The 17,305-nt window shown below is 72.8% G+C and carries 14 protein-coding genes and 1 pseudogene; 8 read left to right on the top strand and 7 right to left on the bottom strand.

Annotated features, from left to right (window positions below):
• Positions 1-72: 72 nt before the first annotated feature.
• Entirely contained in the window at positions 73-1,362 is a 1,290-nt protein-coding gene (locus FVS66_RS07495) for a citrate synthase (protein ID WP_149180213.1), read from the top strand.
• Positions 1,363-1,834: 472 nt separating this feature from the next.
• Here FVS66_RS07495 and FVS66_RS07490 read toward each other — a convergent pair whose 3' ends face one another.
• From FVS66_RS07490 to FVS66_RS07480, 3 genes are all read right to left on the bottom strand, one after another.
• Positions 1,835-2,143: a heavy-metal-associated domain-containing protein gene (locus tag FVS66_RS07490; protein WP_149180212.1), complete on the bottom strand. Its 309-nt coding sequence runs from the start codon at positions 2,141-2,143 to the stop codon at positions 1,835-1,837.
• 62 nt (positions 2,144-2,205) lie between these two features.
• Complete coding sequence (locus tag FVS66_RS07485) at positions 2,206-2,787, bottom strand: GNAT family N-acetyltransferase (RefSeq protein WP_149180211.1); 582 nt, start codon at positions 2,785-2,787, stop codon at positions 2,206-2,208.
• A 106-nt stretch (positions 2,788-2,893) separates the two neighbouring features.
• Complete coding sequence (locus tag FVS66_RS07480) at positions 2,894-3,091, bottom strand: MarR family transcriptional regulator (protein ID WP_149180210.1); 198 nt, start codon at positions 3,089-3,091, stop codon at positions 2,894-2,896.
• Between the two features lie 351 nt (positions 3,092-3,442).
• On the opposite strand from FVS66_RS07480, the gene FVS66_RS07475 reads away from it, so the two are divergent.
• A complete protein-coding gene (locus FVS66_RS07475; RefSeq protein ID WP_149180209.1) occupies positions 3,443-4,945 on the top strand; it encodes a CoA-acylating methylmalonate-semialdehyde dehydrogenase in 1,503 nt (500 codons plus the stop codon).
• Between the two features lie 42 nt (positions 4,946-4,987).
• On the opposite strand, the gene FVS66_RS07470 is transcribed toward FVS66_RS07475, so the two are convergent.
• Positions 4,988-5,395 carry a GNAT family N-acetyltransferase gene (locus FVS66_RS07470; RefSeq protein WP_149180208.1) on the bottom strand — a complete coding sequence of 136 codons (408 nt, stop codon included), beginning with the start codon at positions 5,393-5,395 and terminating at the stop codon, positions 4,988-4,990.
• A 134-nt stretch (positions 5,396-5,529) separates the two neighbouring features.
• Between FVS66_RS07470 and FVS66_RS07465 the strand changes: the two genes are divergently transcribed.
• Positions 5,530-8,334 (top strand): alpha/beta fold hydrolase, encoded by a 2,805-nt coding sequence (locus FVS66_RS07465; RefSeq protein ID WP_149180207.1) that lies wholly within the window; start codon positions 5,530-5,532, stop codon positions 8,332-8,334.
• Positions 8,331-9,190 (top strand): annotated as a pseudogene (locus tag FVS66_RS07460) (ABC transporter permease). The gene FVS66_RS07465 and the pseudogene FVS66_RS07460 overlap by 4 nt, the downstream one beginning before the upstream one ends.
• 57 nt (positions 9,191-9,247) lie before the next feature.
• Here the strand turns inward: FVS66_RS07460 and FVS66_RS07455 are convergent.
• Entirely contained in the window at positions 9,248-9,886 is a 639-nt protein-coding gene (locus FVS66_RS07455; protein ID WP_262386856.1) for a DNA-binding response regulator, read from the bottom strand.
• Between the two features lie 420 nt (positions 9,887-10,306).
• Between FVS66_RS07455 and FVS66_RS07450 the strand changes: the two genes are divergently transcribed.
• The 3 genes from FVS66_RS07450 to FVS66_RS07440 all read left to right on the top strand — a co-directional run bounded on the left by FVS66_RS07450 (position 10,307) and on the right by FVS66_RS07440 (position 12,771).
• Entirely contained in the window at positions 10,307-10,999 is a 693-nt protein-coding gene (locus FVS66_RS07450; protein ID WP_262386855.1) for a DUF4142 domain-containing protein, read from the top strand.
• Positions 11,000-11,004: 5 nt separating this feature from the next.
• A complete protein-coding gene (locus FVS66_RS07445; protein WP_149180204.1) occupies positions 11,005-11,631 on the top strand; it encodes a class F sortase in 627 nt (208 codons plus the stop codon).
• A gap of 102 nt (positions 11,632-11,733) precedes the next feature.
• Positions 11,734-12,771, top strand: a complete 1,038-nt coding sequence (locus FVS66_RS07440) for an NAD-dependent epimerase/dehydratase family protein (protein WP_149180203.1) — start codon at positions 11,734-11,736, stop codon at positions 12,769-12,771.
• 97 nt (positions 12,772-12,868) lie between these two features.
• Here the strand turns inward: FVS66_RS07440 and FVS66_RS07435 are convergent, their stop codons facing one another.
• Both FVS66_RS07435 and FVS66_RS07430 read right to left on the bottom strand, forming a co-directional pair.
• On the bottom strand, positions 12,869-15,088 hold the full coding sequence (locus FVS66_RS07435) for a S1 family peptidase (RefSeq protein ID WP_149180202.1): 2,220 nt from the start codon (positions 15,086-15,088) through the stop codon (positions 12,869-12,871).
• Between the two features lie 80 nt (positions 15,089-15,168).
• Positions 15,169-15,663: a hypothetical protein gene (locus FVS66_RS07430; protein WP_187645429.1), complete on the bottom strand. Its 495-nt coding sequence runs from the start codon at positions 15,661-15,663 to the stop codon at positions 15,169-15,171.
• A gap of 358 nt (positions 15,664-16,021) precedes the next feature.
• Here FVS66_RS07430 and FVS66_RS07425 point away from each other — a divergent pair.
• Positions 16,022-17,305, top strand: a 1,284-nt coding sequence (locus tag FVS66_RS07425; RefSeq protein ID WP_187645428.1) for an ALF repeat-containing protein, incomplete at its 3' end; no start/stop codon positions are given.

Raw genomic sequence — 17,305 nt, 5'->3', positions numbered from 1 at the left:
TGAGCCAAGTGGGGGATGGTAGAGACAGTCAGGGCATCTCGAAGAAGAGGCACTACGTCGGTGAGGGATGACGTGAGCGACAACTCTGTAGTACTGCGGTACGCGGACGGTGAGTACACCTACCCGGTGGTCGAGAGCACCGTCGGTGACAAGGGCTTCGACATCGGGAAGCTCCGAGCCCAGACCGGTCTGGTGACCTTGGACAGCGGATACGGCAACACCGCCGCGTACAAATCCGGGATCACCTACCTGGACGGCGAGAAGGGCATCCTCCGCTACCGCGGCTACCCCATCGAGCAGCTCGCCGAGCGGTCCACCTTCCTCGAGGTGGCGTACCTGCTGATCAACGGCGAGCTTCCCAAGGTGGACGAGCTGGCGGGCTTCCGCAACGAGATCACGCAGCACACGCTGCTGCACGAGGACGTCAAGCGGTTCTTCGACGGCTTCCCGCGTGACGCCCACCCGATGGCGATGCTGTCCTCCGTGGTCAGCGCGCTGTCGACGTTCTACCAGGACAGCCACAACCCGTTCGACGAGAAGCAGCGCCATCTGTCGACGATCCGGCTGCTGGCGAAGCTGCCGACCATCGCGGCGTACGCGTACAAGAAGTCGATCGGCCACCCGTTCGTCTACCCGCGGAACGACCTCTCGTACGTCGAGAACTTCCTGCGGATGACCTTCTCGGTGCCGGCGCAGGAGTACGACCCCGACCCGGTCGTGGTCTCCGCGCTGGACAAGCTGCTGATCCTGCACGCCGACCACGAGCAGAACTGCTCGACGTCCACGGTGCGTCTGGTCGGCTCGTCGCAGGCGAACATGTTCGCCTCGATCTCCGCCGGTATCTCCGCGCTGTGGGGTCCTCTGCACGGTGGCGCCAACCAGTCGGTGCTGGAGATGCTGCAGGGCATCCAGGCGAGCGGCGGCGATGTCGACTCCTTCATCCGCAAGGTGAAGAACAAGGAGGACGGCGTCCGCCTGATGGGCTTCGGCCACCGCGTCTACAAGAGCTTCGACCCCCGGGCGAAGATCATCAAGGCGGCGGCGCACGATGTCCTCTCGGCGCTCGGCAAGTCCGACGAGCTGCTGGACATCGCGCTGAAGCTGGAGGAGCACGCGCTCGCGGACGAGTACTTCGTCTCGCGCAACCTCTACCCGAACGTGGACTTCTACACCGGTCTGATCTACCGCGCGATGGGCTTCCCCACCGAGATGTTCACGGTCCTGTTCGCCCTCGGCCGCCTGCCGGGCTGGATCGCCCAGTGGCACGAGATGATCAAGGAGCCGGGTTCCCGCATCGGCCGCCCGCGCCAGATCTACACGGGCGAGGTCCTGCGTGACTTCGTCCCGGTCGAGTCCCGCTGACGCCGGACCCCGACCCGCCGGGCCGCAGCCTGCGAAAAGCGCCCCGCCACCGATCCCCCCACGGGTCGATGAGCGGGGCGCTTCCCATTTCCCCGGACGGATTCCCCCCACGGGATCCGGGCCGGGCGTCTGCCGGGTTCAGCAGAGGCTCGCTTGCGATCTGCCGGGGTACGTACGTACGGGAGGGCCGCTCAAAGCTCCCCGGTGCACGTGCCCCGGCCAACGCTTGCCTGGGACGTCCCCCAAGACGTCCCATGAACGTCCCCCAAGACGTTCGTGGCATCGCCCATTCAGACTCGCGAGCTGTCCAAATGGTTACCCCTAAATATCTGTGATCTAGGTCTCTTTGTGAAGGTCTGGTGAGTCACGTGAAGGTGAATTCACGTGAACGTCCGTTCCGGTCCCGCAAGCAGGGCGGGCCGCATCGCGGCATATGTCGCGATACGGCCCGTTGGGCGGTGCGGCGGACGGCTCAGACCGTGCCGACCAGCTCGTAGCCGGCCTCGTCGACGGCGGCCCTGACGGCCTCCTCGTCCAGCGGCTGCGTGGAGACGACGGTCACCCGGCCGGTGGCGGCGACGGCCTGCACGGAGCCGACGCCGGCGAGCGCGGAGAGCTCCTCGGAGACGGCGCCCTCGCAGTGCCCGCAGGTCATGCCCTTGACCTCGTACACGGTCGTGACCTCGCCGGCCGGGGCCTCGGCCGCGCCGTCGTGGCAGGAGCCGGTGGGCGAGCAGCAGGAGCCGGCCTGGGGCAGCTCGGTCTTCGTCTCGGCGGTCATGGTGCTTCTCCTCTGTGGCGGGGGAGGGGGCGTCGCCCCGGTGCTGCCACCACTTTATACCCCTAGGGGGTATGGATTCCAGTGTGGCCGAGGTCTCGCACCCATTCGCGGGCCAGAACCGACATCCGCACCGAGTCGATCCACTCGCCGTCGTGCAGCAGCGCCTCCCGTTCCACGCCCTCGCGGACGAAGCCGACGCGCTCGTACACGCGCAGGGCGCGCGGGTTGAAGGTGAAGACGCCGAGCTGGACGCGGTTCAGGCCCAGCCGCTCGAAGCCGTACGCGAGGAGGAGCCGGATCGCCTCGGTGCCGAGCCCCCGGTCGCGGCCCTTCGGGCCGATCGCGACCCGGAAGGTGCAGCTGCGGTTGGGTTCGTCGTACTCGAACAGCACCAGCTCGCCGACGAGGTCCCCGGACGCGCGGTCCACCAGGCCGAGGTCGAGGCGGTCCGGTTGGTCGCCGCGCGAGCCGTACCAGGAGCGGAGCTGCCCGGAGGAGAAGGGCGGCCGGTTCAGGCTGCCGGTGAGCTTCGCCGTCTCCGGGTCGGCGAAGATCTCCGCCATGGTGTCCGCGTCGTCCTCGGTGAAGGGCCGCAGAATCACCTTGTCGCCGGTGAGCGTCGGTTTGCGGGAGAAGTCGGTCATGGGGCGATCGAAGACGGTCGCCGGGTGTGTGCGCAACGGAATTCGTCACGACGGGGGGAAGGCGGCCCCGTGCCGGGCGGCGGCACGGGGCCCGCCGTGATGGGCGTCAGTCCCCGCGAGCCCGGTTCCCGGGCCGGTTGGCGACCCAGACGCGGATCGTGTCCGCGTACCAGTACGGCTTGCCTGCCTCGACGTGGTCGGGGCGGGGCAGCAGGCCGTGCTTGCGGTACGAGCGGACGGTGTCCGGCTGCACCTTGATGTGCGCGGCGATCTCCTTGTAGGACCAGAGTCTTCTGTCCGTCATGTCGATGGCACCTTCCTGCGCGTGCCGCGGCGCGACCCTGGAGGGCCGTGGGGAGCCGCGGCGCGGACTGGCGATCACCAGCCCTGTGCCCGCCCCGCGACACAGCGTGACCAGGCGAGGGCAGACTGTTGAACGCTTGTGACCGAAGGCCCGTGTAATGGAGACAAATGTGACAGTGGCGGAACACTGTGACGAGTCGCGGGTAGAGGGACAGTCAGGGACCGGCGGACCGCGCCGTCCACACCTGTCTACGGCGGACCCCGTACGCCCGACACAGTGTCCGGCGCGTCGCCCGTACCGGGCGTGGTGGGATCGACCCGACGCCGCCATCTGTGAAGGAGCACCCACGTCATGACGAAGACCGTCCACCACTGGATCGGTGGCAAGACCGTCGAGGGCACGTCGGACCGCTGGGGCCCGGTCACCGACCCGGCGACCGGCGAGGTCACCAGGCGCGTGGCCCTCGCCTCCGCCGACGAGGTGGGCGCGGCCGTCGCCGCGGCCAAGGCCGCCTACGCGACCTGGGGCACGTCCTCGCTCGCGCAGCGCACCGCGGTCCTGTTCCGCTTCCGCGCCCTGCTGGACGCGCACCGCGACGAGATCGCCGCGCTCATCACCGCCGAGCACGGCAAGGTCCACTCCGACGCGCTCGGCGAGGTCGCCCGCGGCCTGGAGATCGTCGAGCTGGCCTGCGGGATCACCACCCAGCTCAAGGGCGAGCTGTCCACACAGGTGTCCCACCGCGTCGACGTCGCCTCGATCCGCCAGCCGCTCGGCGTGGTCGCCGGCATCACCCCGTTCAACTTCCCGGCCATGGTGCCGATGTGGATGTTCCCGCTGGCCATCGCGTGCGGCAACACCTTCGTCCTCAAGCCCAGCGAGAAGGACCCGTCGCCGTCCGTCCGGCTGGCCGAGCTGCTCGCCGAGGCCGGGCTGCCGGACGGGGTGTTCAACGTCGTCCAGGGCGACAAGCCCGCCGTCGACGCGCTGCTCACCCACCCGGACGTGGCCGCCGTTTCGTTCGTCGGCTCCACGCCCGTCGCCCGGTACATCCACACCACCGCGACCGCCCACGGCAAGCGTGTCCAGGCGCTCGGCGGTGCCAAGAACCACATGCTCGTCCTCCCCGACGCCGACCTCGACGCGGCTGCCGACGCCGCGGTCTCGGCGGCGTACGGCTCCGCGGGCGAGCGCTGTATGGCGATCTCCGCCGTCGTCGCGGTCGGCGCGACCGGCGACACCCTCGTCGAGAAGATCCGCGAACGCGCCGAGAAGATCAAGATCGGCCCCGGTGGCGACCCCACCTCCGAGATGGGCCCGCTGATCACAGCCGCCCACCGTGACAAGGTCGCCTCCTATGTGACCGGCGCCGCCGCCGAGGGCTGCGAGGTCGTCCTCGACGGCACCGGCCGCACCGTGGACGGCTACGAGAACGGCCACTGGCTGGGGCTCTCGCTCCTCGACAAGGTGCCGACGTCCGCCAGGGCGTACCAGGACGAGATCTTCGGCCCGGTGCTGTGTGTGCTGCGCGCCGAGACGTACGAGGAGGGCCTCGCCCTCATCAACGCCTCGCCCTACGGCAACGGCACCGCGGTCTTCACCCGGGACGGCGGCGCCGCCCGCCGCTTCCAGCTGGAGGCCGAGGCCGGCATGGTCGGCGTGAACGTCCCGATCCCGGTACCCGTCGGCTACCACTCCTTCGGCGGCTGGAAGGAGTCCCTCTTCGGCGACCACCACATCTACGGCAACGACGGCGTCCACTTCTACACCCGCGGCAAGGTCGTCACCACCCGCTGGCCCGACCCGTCCGACGCTCCGGCCGGAGTGGACCTGGGCTTCCCCCGCAACCACTGAGCACCCGAGTCGCCGGCCCGGCCGCGCACGGCCGGGCCGCGCTCAGAACTCCCAGCTCAGCATGGTGAATTCGCCGTCGTCCCGGGCGCCCGCCGACCTGTACGTGGCCAGCGCCGCGTCGTTGTCGGTGTCGACGCCGACCCACATGTCGTAGCAGCCGCGCTCGCGGGCGACCGCCGCGAGCGCCTCGGTCAGCGCCCGGCCGATGCCGCGCCTGCGGTACGGGTCGTCCACCGACAGCTCGTACAGGCACATCTCGCTGCCCTTGTCGGGGTGGAGCATCTCGACGCCCGACACCATTCCGGCCGGCTGGCCGTCCTCGTACGCGATGAGCATGAGGTGGCCCGGTGCCGCGAGGAACCGTTCCGCCCACTCCTCGCGCGCGGGGCCGTCGTAAAGGTGCTGGGCGGCGGTCAGTTCGGCGACGGTCGTCGCGCGGCGGATCTCCACAGCAGGTCCCCTTCGTCCGCTTGCGTCTACCGCGTCTGGTGTACGAGGACGCTACCGCCTACTCCTTGAGGAGGCGAAGGACTTCCGACCGGCGGCAGCCGAGAGGCCCACCCCGCTCCGTTTAGGGTCGAGGCATGCGGATCCGACTTCCCCGGCGGTGGGCGGCGCTCGCCGCGGCCGTCGCACTGCTCGCCGGTGCCGGTACGTGGAGCGCCGTCGCCTCCGACGGCGAGCCCACCGTGCACCGCGAGGACACCGTGCTGGCCATGCCCGGCGCGAAGATCGACACGTCGTTCTTCAGGTCGGGGGAGGACGGGCGGCGCCCCGCCGTGCTGCTCGCGCACGGCTTCGGTGGCAGCAAGGACGACGTACGCGCCCAGGCGGAGCGGCTCGCCCGCGACGGGTATGCCGTGCTGACCTGGACCGCCCGCGGCTTCGGCCGGTCGACCGGGCGGATCGGCCTCAACGACCCGGACCACGAGGTCAAGGACGTCCAGCGGCTCGTCGACTGGCTGGCGAAGCGCCCCGAGGTGCGGCTGGACAAGGCCGGGGACCCGCGCGTGGGGGTGTCCGGGGTGTCGTACGGCGGGGCGGTCTCGCTGCTCGCCGCCGGGTACGACCGGCGGGTCGACGCCATCGCCCCGCAGATCACCTACTGGAACCTCGCCGACGCGCTGTTCCCCGACGGGGTCTTCAAGAAGCTGTGGGCCGGGATCTTCTTCACGACGGGGTCCGGCACCGGCGCGGCCGCCGGCACCGCCCCCGGGACGGGCACCGCCCCCGGGACGGGCACCGCCCCCGGGACGGGCACCGCCCCCGGGACGGGCACCGCCCCCGGGTCCGGTGAAGCGCCGTCCGGCTCCCGGCCGCCCGCCGCCGCCACCGGGACCGCCACCGGGACCGGCGCCGTGACCGGTGCCTGCGGGCGGTTCCAGCCGGAGCTGTGCGCCATGTACGAGCGGGTCGCGGTCAGCGGCGAGCCCGACGCCGCCGCCCGCGCCCTGCTGGAGGCGCGCAGCCCGTCGGCCGTCGGCGAGCGCATCAAGGTGCCCACGCTCATCGTGCAGGGCCAGTCCGACTCCCTCTTCCCGCTCTCCCACGCCGACGCGATGGCCAGGACCATCGGCGGCAACGGCGCGCCCGTCGCCGTCGACTGGATCGCCGGCGGCCACGACGGCGGCGACCGTGAGACCGGCCGCGTCGAGGCCCGTATCGCCGACTGGTTCGACCGGTACCTGAAGGACGACACGGGTACGGCCACCGGGCCCGCCTTCCGGGTCAGCCGCACCGGAGGCGTCGACTCCACCGACGGCCGGGCGACCCTGCGCGGCGCCACCGCCGACCGCTACCCGGGCCTGCGCGAGGGCACCCGCACCCTCCCCCTCACGGGCCCGGCGCAGACCTTCCGCAATCCGGCCGGCGCCAACCCGCCCGGCATCTCCGCGGTGCCCGGCGCCGGCGGCGGCCTCTCCCAGCTGTCGTCGCTCGGTCTCGGTGTCTCCCTCGACTTCCCCGGCCAGCACGCCCGGTTCGAGACCCGGCCGCTCACCGAGCCGCTGCGGATCACCGGCTCGCCGACCGTCCGCGTCACCGTCGACTCCGACAGCGGCGAGGCCGTGCTGTTCGGCAAGGTGTACGACGTGGGACCCGACGGGCGGCAGCAGGTGCTGCCCGCCCAGCTCGTGGCCCCCGTCAGGATCGGCGGCGCCGAGGACGGCGCGACCGTCGACCTGACCCTGCCCGCCGTCGACCACGAGGTGGCGGCCGGGCACCGGCTGCGCCTCGTCCTCGCCGCGACCGACCTGGGCTACGCGTCCCCGGCGGCCCCCGCCTCGTACGGCGTCGCGCTCGCCGGTGAAGGGCTGTCCGTGCCGACGGCGCCCGCCGTGCGCACCCAGGCCGCCGGCCTGCCCTGGTGGGTGTGGGGCCTCCCGGCCGTCGGAGCCGTCCTGGCGGGGGCGCTGCTGCTGACGGCCCGCCGCCGCACGGCCGCGCCGGCGCCGGACCCGGAGCTCGCCGACGTACCGCTCACCATCAGTGGCCTGACGAAGCGCTACGCCCGGTCCACCGACGCGTACGCGGTGCGCGACCTCTCGTTCCGCGTGGAGAAGGGCCAGGTCCTCGGGCTCCTCGGGCCCAACGGAGCCGGTAAGACCACCACCCTGCGCATGCTGATGGGCCTCATCACGCCCGACGACGGCGAGATCCGGATCTTCGGGCGTGCCGTGCGGCCCGGAGCGCCGGTCCTGTCCCGTGTGGGCGCCTTCGTGGAGGGCGCCGGGTTCCTGCCGCATCTGTCGGGGCGGGAGAACCTGGAGCTGTACTGGCGCGCCACGGGCCGCCCCGACGAGGACGCGCACCTCGACGAGGCGCTGGAGATCGCCGGCCTCGGCGTCGCACTGGCCCGCGCCGTGCGGACGTACTCACAGGGCATGCGGCAGCGGCTCGCCATCGCCCAGGCCATGCTCGGCCTGCCGGACCTGCTCATCCTCGACGAGCCGACGAACGGCCTCGACCCGCCGCAGATCCGCGAGATGCGGGACGTCATGATCCGGTACGCGGCGGGGGGCCGGACCGTCATCGTCTCCAGCCACCTCCTCGCGGAGGTCGAGCAGTCCTGCACCCATCTGGTCGTCATGGACCGGGGCCGGCTCGTCCAGGCGGGGCCGGTCGCCGAGATCACCGGCAACGGCGACACCCTGCTGGTCACCACCGACGGGGACCTGCCGGTGCAGCTCGTCGAGAAGGTGGGCGCGCTCCCGGGCGTCGGCTCGGCGACCCGTACGGACGGGGGCGTGCTGGTCCGGCTCGACGGGGCCACCGCCGCCGCGCTCATCGCCGAACTGGTCCGGCTCGACGTGCCGGTCACCGGTGTGGGGCCGCACCGTCGTCTGGAGGACGCGTTCCTCACCCTGATCGGAGGAGGAGGTTCCGCATGACCGCGCTGCTCGACTCGGCGCCCGGCTACCGGCCGGCCGCACCCTGCCCCTGCGCGTCGAGGCCGTACGCCAGCTCAAGCGGCGCCGCACGGCCGTGATGGGCGCGATCCTGGTGGCGCTGCCGTTCATCCTGATCGTCGCCTTCGCCATCGGCGGCGGTGACGAGGACGGGCGCGGCGGCAACCGGATCACGCTGATGGACACAGCGACCGCGTCGGCCGCCAACTTCGCCGCGACGTGCCTGTTCGTCTCGGCCGGGTTCCTGCTGGTCATCCCGGTGGCGCTGTTCTGCGGCGACACCGTCGCCTCCGAGGCCGGCTGGTCGTCGCTGCGTTATCTGCTCGCCGCACCCGTGCCGCGCGCCCGGCTGCTGTGGTCGAAGCTCGTCGTGGCGCTCGGCTTCAGCGCCGCGGCGATGGTGCTGCTGCCGCTCGTCGCGCTCGCCGCGGGCACGGTCGCGTACGGGTGGGGGCCGCTGCGGCTGCCCACGGGCGGCGCACTGCCCGCGGCCGACAGCCTGGGGCGGCTGGGCCTCGCGGTCGCCTTCGTGTTCGTCTCCCAACTGGTCACCGCCGGGCTCGCCTTCTGGCTGTCCACCCGGACCGACGCGCCGCTGGGCGCGGTGGGCGGCGCGGTCGGCCTGACGATCGTCGGGAACGTCCTGGACGCGGTGACGGCGCTGGGCGACTGGCGCGACTTCCTTCCCGCCCACTGGCAGTTCGCCTGGATCGACGCGCTCCAGCCGCAGTTGGAGTGGGGCGGCATGGTCAAGGGCACGGCGGTCTCGGTGACGTACGCCCTGGTGCTCTTCGCCCTCGCCTTCCGCGGCTTCGCCCGCAAGGACATCGTGTCGTAACGCCCCGCACGCGACCCGCCCCTCACCGCCCGCGCCCCGCCGCGCGGGGGCCAGGGCTCAGAGCCAGCCGCGCCGTGCCGCCTCCGCCCCGGCGCGGAAGCGGCTGGTCGTGCCCACCGCGGCCAGCAGCTCACCCACTCTGCGGCTGTATGTGCGCCCCGATATGCCCAGCCGGGCGGCGGCCGTCTCGTCCGTCAGCCCGGCCAGCAGCGCGTCCAGCACCGGACGCAGCCGCGGCGGCAGTGCGGCCGACGTGTTCGTCGCCTCGCCGAGGTCCTGGCCGGCGTTCCACCACGCGTGGTGGGCGCGCACCAGGGCCTGCACGACGACCGGGTCGCGGATCAGCAGCAGCCCGTTGCACAGCAGCTCCAGGTCCAGCGGGACCGCCGCGACCGTCCGGTCCACGACGATCATCTTGAACGGGATCGTGTCGGTCAGCCGCGCCCGTCCCGGCAGCCGGGCCGCCCCGCCCATGTCGGCGGCCGTGACCCGCGCCAGCGCATGGCGCGGCACCACCTGCCGTACCGTACGCGCCCGTTCGGCCGCCGTCCGCACGCACGCGCTCGCCAGCTCGAGGAACGGCTCCGGGATCGGCTGCCGCAGCCCCGCGGCCGGGTCGTCGAAGGTCAGCAGCTCCCGGCGGGCCGACTCCGTCAGCGCCGCGAGCGCGGCGCAGATGTGCCGGGTCCCCAGCACCGGCTGCCCCGCCGGCCGCGGCGCCGGCGGCGGAGCCGCGCGCGCCGGTGCCGTCTGTCGTGAAGTCGCCTGGCCGAGCACGGAGCCCGGGACGTCCGCCACGGCTGACCACCCCCGCCATCCCCTTGGAACATACGCCACTCCATGTACTCACGTGACTTCACACGGTGACAAGAGTGACTGTCGACGATGGCGAGTCCAAGCCAAGCTCTTCGTAGCGGACGCGGTAGCCGCCACCCTGGGCCGTTCGCCCCCGCGCACCACCCGGACGGCTGTGCGCCCGCCGTCCGGGTGAACCGATGACCGTTTGCACTACCGCCGATGGCAGCGGGTGGGGCGGCGTGACGCGATGGTGATGTGGCCCCGGCCACCGAGCCGGACGGGCCACGGTTCCACTCACCACGAACGGATGACGACACCGTGAAGCGTACGCATCGCTGGGCCGCGACGGCCCTCACCTCTTTCGCTCTGACCGGTATAGCGGCGGCACCCGCGCTCGCCACCGACCACATGCCCACCGACAACGCCTTCCTCCGCGCCGCCCACCAGGGCAATCTGACGGTGATCGCGGCCAGCCAGGACGCCGGGAAGAACGCGACCACCGAATGTGTGAAGAAGGTCGCCGGCGTCCTCGAACGCGATCACACCAAGCTCGACGCCGCGACCAGGGCGCTCGCCGACAGGCTCGGCGTGGACCTGCCCATCGCGCCCACGGCCGAACAGCAGAAGGACCTCGCCGCCGTCATGTCCAAGGCGGGCACCGGCGCGTACGACGCCGCCTGGCTGAAGGCGCAGGACGACGCGCACACCAAGACCCTCGCGATGATCGACCACCAGGTCGCCCAGGGGAAGACGATGGAGATCACCGCCGCCGCGAAGGCCGCCCGCCCGGTCATCGAGAGACACCACACCATGGTGCGCGGCGGCACGTGCCACGCGGGCGCGACGGCCGTGCCCAAGAAGATCCACGCCGGTAACGGCGGGCAGGTCGCGGTCGCCGCAGGAGGGGTGCCCGCCTTCATCGCGCTGCCCGCCATGGCGGTGGGCGGTGTGCTGATCGCGGGCGGCGCCTTCTGGGCCGCCTCGCGTATCCGCCGCAACGACGTGCGCTGACGCCGATGGGCGGCCACTACCGGCTGACCGCCGAGCCCGGCCCGGGCCGCCTGCCGGCCTGGGCCGGGCTCGCGGGTGCCGCCTCCGCGGCCCTGGCGCTCCTCCTGCCGGTCGGCGCCCCGCGCCCCGCCGACGCGGGCGCCGTCCCCGGCGGGGAGCCCACACCGGCCGCCAGCGCCGCGCCCGCCTACTCGCCGCCGGTCACCCTCACCGTGCCGGGCCATGTCGGCAGCCTCCCCATCGACCCGGTGGCCGGCGCGGAGGACGGCACCCTGGCGGTACCCGCGTCGCCGTTCCGGCTGGGCTGGTGGGCGTTCGGCGCGCGGCCCGGGGCCGCGCACGGCACGTTGCTGCTGGCCGGTCACCTGGACTCGGCGGAGGAGGGCCCGGGCCCGTTCGAGGCGCTGCACAGCCTGCCGATCGGCGCCCACGCGCACGTCGCGGCGGCGGACGGCACCCGGCACACGTACCGGATCGTGGCGCGCCGCACCTACGAGTCCGGCACCCTGCCCGGCGACCTCTTCTCGGCGGAGGGCAGTCCCCGGCTCGTCCTGGTGACGTGCACGGGCGACTTCGACCCCGACGCACGGGTCTACGCCGAGAACCTCGTCGTGTACGGGGTGCCCGTGTGACCTGCACGGGGTGCCCGTGTGACGGAACGGAACTTCTTACGGGTCCGTGACGAGGGCGCGCGGCGACGCCCCCGGCCGGGCCGTGCGCCGTAGCGTCGCCGTATGCGTGTACTCGTCACCGGAGGAGCCGGGTTCATCGGCTCCCACATCGTCGACGCCCTGACGGCCCTCGGCCACGAGCCGGTCGTCCTGGACGCCATGCTCCCGACCGCCCACGGCACCGCGGCCCCGCCACCGGGCGTCACACGCGGGGACGTCCGCGACCCGGTCACCGTGCGCCGGCTGCTGTCCGGCGTGGACGCGGTCTGCCACCAGGCCGCGATGGTCGGCCTGGGCAAGGACTTCGCGGACGCGCCCGCGTACGTCTCCTGCAATGACCTGGGCACGGCGGTGCTGCTCACCGCGATGGCGGAGGAGGGGGTGGGGCGGCTGGTGCTCGCCGGGTCGATGGTGGTGTACGGGGAGGGGCGCTACGACTGCCCCGCGCACGGCACTGTACGACCGGGTCCGCGTGCGGCGGGGGATCTGGCGGAGGGCCGGTTCGAACCGCTCTGCCCGTCCTGCGGGGCGGAGCTGACACCGGGCCTGGTGGGCGAGGACGCGCCCGTCGACCCGAGGAACGTCTACGCGACGACGAAGCTGGCACAGGAGCATCTGGCGGCGGCGTGGGCGCGGACGACGGGCGGCCGCGCGGTGGCGCTGCGCTACCACAACGTGTACGGGCCGCGGATGCCGCGCGACACCCCGTACGCGGGCGTCGCCTCGCTGTTCCGGTCGGCGCTGGCCAGGGGCGAGGCGCCGCGTGTGTTCGAGGACGGCGGCCAGCGGCGGGACTTCGTGCACGTGCGGGACGTGGCGGCGGCCAACGTGGCGGCGCTCGAGGAGCTCGGCGAGCGCGAGCCGGGGACGCTCGCGGCGTACAACACGGGCAGCGGGGAGCCTCACACGGTGGGGGAGATGGCGGCCGCGCTCGCGGCGGCGCACGGCGGGCCGGAGCCGGTGGTGACGGGGGAGTTCCGGCTGGGCGACGTCCGGCACATCACGGCCGACTCGGCGCGGCTCCGGGCCGAGCTGGGGTGGAAGGCGGAGGTGGGGTTCGCGGAGGGGATGGCGGAGTTCGCGCTGAGCGGGCTGCGGTAGTCCGCGGGCGGACAGGGGTGAGCCCCGGGAGGAAACGGTCCTCCCGGGGCTCACCGGTCGTTCGTACGCCTCGGACGTGCCGTGTCGGGCCGAGGGATCAGCTCGACGCGAAGCCGAAGCCGAGCCCCGCGGCGGGCAGGCCGCCCTGGCCGGGCTGGTACGTCGTCACCGAGCCGGCCGTGCCGATCCGGCCGGCGGTGGCGTTGCCCCACGGCATGGAGTGCAGGACGCCGTGGGTGGAGGTGTTGTACGGCCTGCCGATGTACAGGTTGGTGGCGGTGCCGTGGATGTACTTGCCGACGCGCTGGCCGGCGGCGTACGGGCCGGGCAGGCCGCTGCTGTTGCCGGCCTCGATCCAGCGGTCGTGGTCGCCGTGCGGGCCGAAGACGCCGAAGGTCTGCACGGCGCCCGCGTCCGCGGTGGTGCCGAGGTCCTCACCGGGGATGCCGACCGCGAGAACCATGGTGTCGTTCGTGCCGACCGCGCGCGGAGCGGTGTTCACCAGCTTGACGACCTCGCCGAAGCGGTCGCCGGTCTCGGCGCCGCCGGAGACGTCGGCGACCTCCTGGCTGACGCCGGGGATCTCGGTCAGCGCGCCCGCGCCGGTGACACGGAACAGCGGCACGAAGCCGGCGTTGTCGCGCTCGGCCGTGCCGGCGGCGGAACCCTCGGGCCGGAGACCCTCACCGGGGGCGCCCACGGCGATGATCGAGTCGGTCGCCGTGGCGGCACCGGACGGGCGGTAGTCCGCCACGGAGACGGCGTAGCCGTAGTGGTCGCCGTCCTCGGCCACGCCGCTGATGCCGTCGCTGTTCTGGTCGCCGCCCCACAGCGGGGTCGGGATGCCGGCGGAGCTCAGGGCGTGCTTGAGGACCTGGAAGCCACCGGCGTCCTTGACGGTGCCGATGTCCTCGTACGGGGTGCCGATCGCGATGTGGTTGGCGCCGCCCGCGACGGAGATGCCGAACTTGTCGCCCGCCTCGGCGACGCCCGCGACGCCCGGCTTCTCCTGGTGGATGACGGTGTTGACGCTGCCGCGCAGGTAGTGGACACTGCCCGCGTCGGTGACGGAGCTGTGGTCCTCGTTCGGCACGCCGATCATCAGCCACGGCTCACCGGCGGCGGTGTGGCCCGCGGCGACCGAGTGGCCGAACCGGTCGCCCGCCTCGGCCTTGGACGCCTTGATGCCGCCCGCGCCGGCGCCCTGGACGAGGTTGAGGGTGGCCTGGCCGGTGGCGAGGCCGCCCTTGGCGCCGTAGATGACGTGGGCGGCGCCGGCGTTCGATTCGCTGCCGATGTCCTCGGCCGGGATGCCCACGAGGAGGTCGGTGCAGCCGTCCTCGTTGTGGTCGAACGTCGCCAGCTGCTCGCCGTACCAGTCGTGGGGCTCGGCGCCGCCCGGGATGGAGGCGAGGTCCTGGTGGAGCTCGCCCGTACCCTTGCCGCCGCCGTAGAGGACGCGGATCAGACCGGCGTTGGCGTCACCGCCGACGGTGGCCTTGGGGTCGCCGATGGCGATGTCCTCGGCACCGTCGCAGTTGAAGTCGGTGAAGCGCGGCGCGACGACCTTGGCGTCGACCCAGGCGCGCAGGTCGTCGACGCGGGTGTTGATCGCGGCGGTGCTGGTCACGGCCGCGTCGATGCCGAAGCAGCCGGCCTGCGAGGAGCGGCTGTTGAGCGCGACGAGCTCGGCCTGGCCGTTCACCACGCGCAGGGCCGGGCCACCGGTGTCACCCATGCAGACGGACACGCCGTTCTGGCCGGTGAGGTCGGCCTCGGTGGCGTTCACCGCGTCGACGGCGAAGGCCCCGCTGTGCAGCTTGAGGGGCGCCCACTCGTCCTTGGTGCGGCCGTAGCCGGCGACCTTCAGCTGCTCGCCGACGGTGGCCGCGGTGGCGCTGATCGCGACGGGCGCGATGGTGGTGACCGGGCGGTTCAGCCGGACGAGGGCCGCGTCACGGGAGGGGTGCGCGACGACCTCGACGACGGTGCGCACCTCACCTGCGGTGGTGGTGAGGTCGGTACGGCCGATGGTGGCCGTGGTTCTCAGCTTCGGCGAGCCCGCCGGTACGGCGAGACTGACGGCCGGGTCGTCCGCGAAGCAGCTGGCCGCGGTGAGCAGCCACTCACGGTCGACGAGAGCGCCGGAGCAGGCGCGCTGACCGTCGCCGATGTCGAGCCGCGCGGTGAACGCCAGAGAGCCCTCGGTCTCGGCGGTGCCGCTGACGGCGTACGCGGGCGCGGAGAGCGGCGCGGCTATGAGGGCCGCGGTGAGCGCGGCGAGCCCGGCGGAGCGGGCGAGGTGTGGACGTTGCATGACCGTTTCCTTGTATGGGGGTGAGGACCGGGCGGCCGGGCAGGGCACGCCTGTCCTTCCTAGGGGCGGGCGGGCGGCTCCTACTTGGAGGCGACGATCTCCACGAGCATGTGGTCACGGCCCTGCGGGTCGGCGCTCTCGCCGACCGGGGTCCAGGTGTTCTTGTTGACCTTGAACTGCTTCTCCTCGGTGTCCACGGTCATGGTCACGTCGGTGTTGTAGTCGTTGCCCTTGATGCCGTAGACGGCCGGGATCTCCAGGCTGAGGTAGCCGGAGTTGCCGGTGAAGCGGAAGCAGATCTTCTCCTTGCTGCGGGCCCAGACCTCCAGGAGGTCCGGGTCGCCGCAGGTGGCCAGGACGATGTGGCCGTCGCCGCGCTTGAGGGTGATGCCCTGCTCGGCGAGGATCTTGTCGGCCTGCGGGTAGTTGAAGTCCTCCACCGCGTAGCCCGGGGCCTCGTCGGCGACCGGGGCGACGGACGGCGCACCGGCACCGGTGGCACCGGCCGTGGTGACGGCGAGCACCGCGGTACCGGCCACAGCGCCCGCGACGAGCAGACGGGAAATGAACCTCATGAAGAGTCTCGTTCCTGTTCCGTGAGATGACAAAGGCGCACGGGGCACCCCGTGCGCGGCCACGCGCTCATCAACCGGCGCGTGACGGAACCAGAATGACGAAGCGTCACAAAAGAGGACACTTAAAATCGATCGCAGATAGATCGTCAGCTCCCCCCGTTGCGACGGCCACACTCCGGCTCCCCAGATCGGATTGGCCTGATCATTGTTACCATCCTGATCGACTCGCACAAGTAATCGCATCGATGCGGCGGCGGCTCGGGGGAAGCGATTCATCGACAACTGGGGTTTGCTCATCCTGAGTTGACTGTTCCTCAGATTGTGCCGCTCGTCCGGACGCCCGCTGCGGAGTAGGGGCATGGACATCATCAGAAAGCCGCAGAGACGGCTACTCCGGCCGAGGCTCCTGGCCTCCACGGCCTTCACCATGGCGGTGACACTCCTCGGCGCCGCCGCGCCCCAGGCCGTGGCGGCCGACGGGACGGGGCTCAGCCCCCGCGCCCAGGTCGTCGAGGCATGGCGCACGGGAGGCCCCGCCACCCGGCTCGCCGCCGAGCAGGCCATCGTCGGTACGGACACCGACATCCAGGCGTTCCTGGACAGCGCGCTGCGCGTCGCCGCCGAGGAGGACGACCGGCTCACCGCCCTGCGACTGCTCAACGCGAGCGGCCCCGGCGTACGGCAGGCCGCCAGTACGGCGCTGAGCGGCACCCCCGAGGAACTGCGCGCGTTCCTGGAGTCCGGCATCGCGGAACCGCAGTCGCACGACCTGCGCGCCGAGACGCTCCGGGTCATGAACGAGGGCGGCCGCGCCGTGCGCACGGCCGGCCAGGCGGCGCTCGACGCCGGCACGGACGACGCACTCGGCTCCTTCCTCAGCACCGGCCGGCACAAGGCCCAGGAGGAGGACCACCGCGTCGAGGTCCTCACCATCATGAGCACGGGCGGACCGCGTGTGCAGCAGGCCGCCCAGGAGGCGCTCGCCGGCACCGCCGCCGACATCCGCGAGTTCCTGGAGAACGGCCAGTACGCCGCACGCGCCCGGGACCAGGAGCTCATGACGGTCTCCGAGCTCGCCGCCCAGGCCGCGAAGGCCGCCCGGCAGGCCACCAAGGAGACCAATCTGGCCAAGGCCGCCTCGGCCCGCGCCAAGGCCGCCGCCCAGGAGGCCAAGGAGGCCGCCGAGCGCGCCGCCGCCGAGACCGCCGCCGCCCAGAACGACGCCAACAAGGCCAGCCGCGCCGCGAGCCGCGCAGCCGATGCCGCACTCGGCGCCGCCAACGCCGCCCGCACGGCCATCAGCGCCGCCAACACGGCCACCGCCGCCGCCCGTACGGCCGCGAACGCCGCGGCCGCCGCAGCCTCGGCCGCGGCCGCCGCCGGCCAGGCCGCGTCCCGCGCCTACCAGTCGGCGACCGCCGCCGTGAAGGACGCGGGCCAGGCCGAGGCCGCCCGCCAGGCAGCCGCGGACGCCAACAAGGCCGCCATGGGCGCCCGTAACGCCGCGGACGCCGTCCTCAACGCCATCAAGGCCATCGGCGAGGCGGTGAACTCCGCCAGGGCGGCCGCCAGCGCCGGAGCCAACGCCGCCGCCGCGGCCACCGCCGCGGCCGAGGCGGGCCGGCACTCGCAGGTCGCCGAC

Origin of the sequence: Streptomyces sp. TRM49041, from assembly GCF_008271805.1 — a bacterium.
Lineage (GTDB): Bacteria > Actinomycetota > Actinomycetes > Streptomycetales > Streptomycetaceae > Streptomyces.
This window is presented reverse-complemented; position numbering and strand designations above follow the sequence as displayed.